This window comes from Paraburkholderia sp. Ac-20347, from assembly GCF_017104805.1.
Lineage (GTDB): Bacteria > Pseudomonadota > Gammaproteobacteria > Burkholderiales > Burkholderiaceae > Paraburkholderia > Paraburkholderia tropica.
The window spans coordinates 1-894 of record NZ_JAAGPN010000623.1; the positions used below are offsets into that span (position 1 = coordinate 1).

1 protein-coding gene and 2 rRNA genes are annotated in these 894 nt (G+C 44.2%); 2 read left to right on the top strand and 1 reads right to left on the bottom strand.

Annotation, left to right across the window (positions count from 1 at the left end; genetic code table 11):
* Together G3N97_RS39070 and rrf are read left to right on the top strand one after the other, a co-directional pair.
* Window positions 1-296 (top strand): 23S ribosomal RNA (locus tag G3N97_RS39070); the annotation flags it as partial.
* Between the two features lie 110 nt (window positions 297-406).
* Window positions 407-520, top strand: a 5S ribosomal RNA gene (gene rrf / locus G3N97_RS39075).
* 56 nt (window positions 521-576) lie between these two features.
* On the opposite strand, the gene G3N97_RS39080 is transcribed toward rrf, so the two are convergent.
* The coding region (locus G3N97_RS39080; protein WP_205998035.1) for an HAD hydrolase family protein at window positions 577-894 on the bottom strand (318 nt) is incomplete at its 5' end.

The following is an 894-nucleotide window of genomic DNA, read 5'->3' on the forward strand; positions in this document are numbered from 1 at the left end:
GTCGTGAGACAGTTCGGTCCCTATCTACCGTGGGCGTTGGAAATTTGAGAGGATCTGCTCCTAGTACGAGAGGACCAGAGTGGACGAACCTCTGGTGTTTCGGTTGTCACGCCAGTGCCATTGCCGAGTAGCTATGTTCGCATGGGATAACCGCTGAAAGCATCTAAGCGGGAAGCCCACCTTAAGATAAGATTTCCCTAAAGAGCCGTTGTAGACGACGACGTTGATAGGTTGGGTGTGGAAGTGTAGTGATACATGTAGCTAACCAATACTAATTGCTCGTTTGGCTTGACCATACAAAACCCAAGTGGTTTACCACTGAATGTGTTGATTGGTAATATGTAAGATGAACCTTAATCTTGATTTGGTAATAAACAGACTCATACAGCGTTGTTAATCCTTTTACGCTGACGACAATAGCAAGATGGAACCACCTGATCCCTTCCCGAACTCAGAAGTGAAACGTCTTAGCGCCGATGGTAGTGTGGTTCGCCCATGTGAGAGTAGGTCATCGTCAGCACCTTATTTTAAACCCCTCTTTGCAGAAGCAAAGGGTGGTTTCTGTTTGGGGGTTGATTAAGTCCAGTTTAGCGTTTTTAAAATTTTTTCAATGCCATCTTGATCATGGCGTGGGCAAATAATATGAGCATGTTGTTTTAACATGGGATGTGCGTTACCCATAGCGATGGCCGCTCCCACCAACGTAAACATTTCCATATCATTTAAGTCATCTCCAAAAGCTACCGCCCCTGATTTGGAGATATTTAGCTGATTTAATAGTCTTGCTATTGAGCGTGCTTTTGAACTTTGATAATCCAATACATCTACAGCGTACCGATGCCAACGAGTTGTTTTAATGTCAGGTGGTAGAATGATTTTCTCGGCTTCATGATC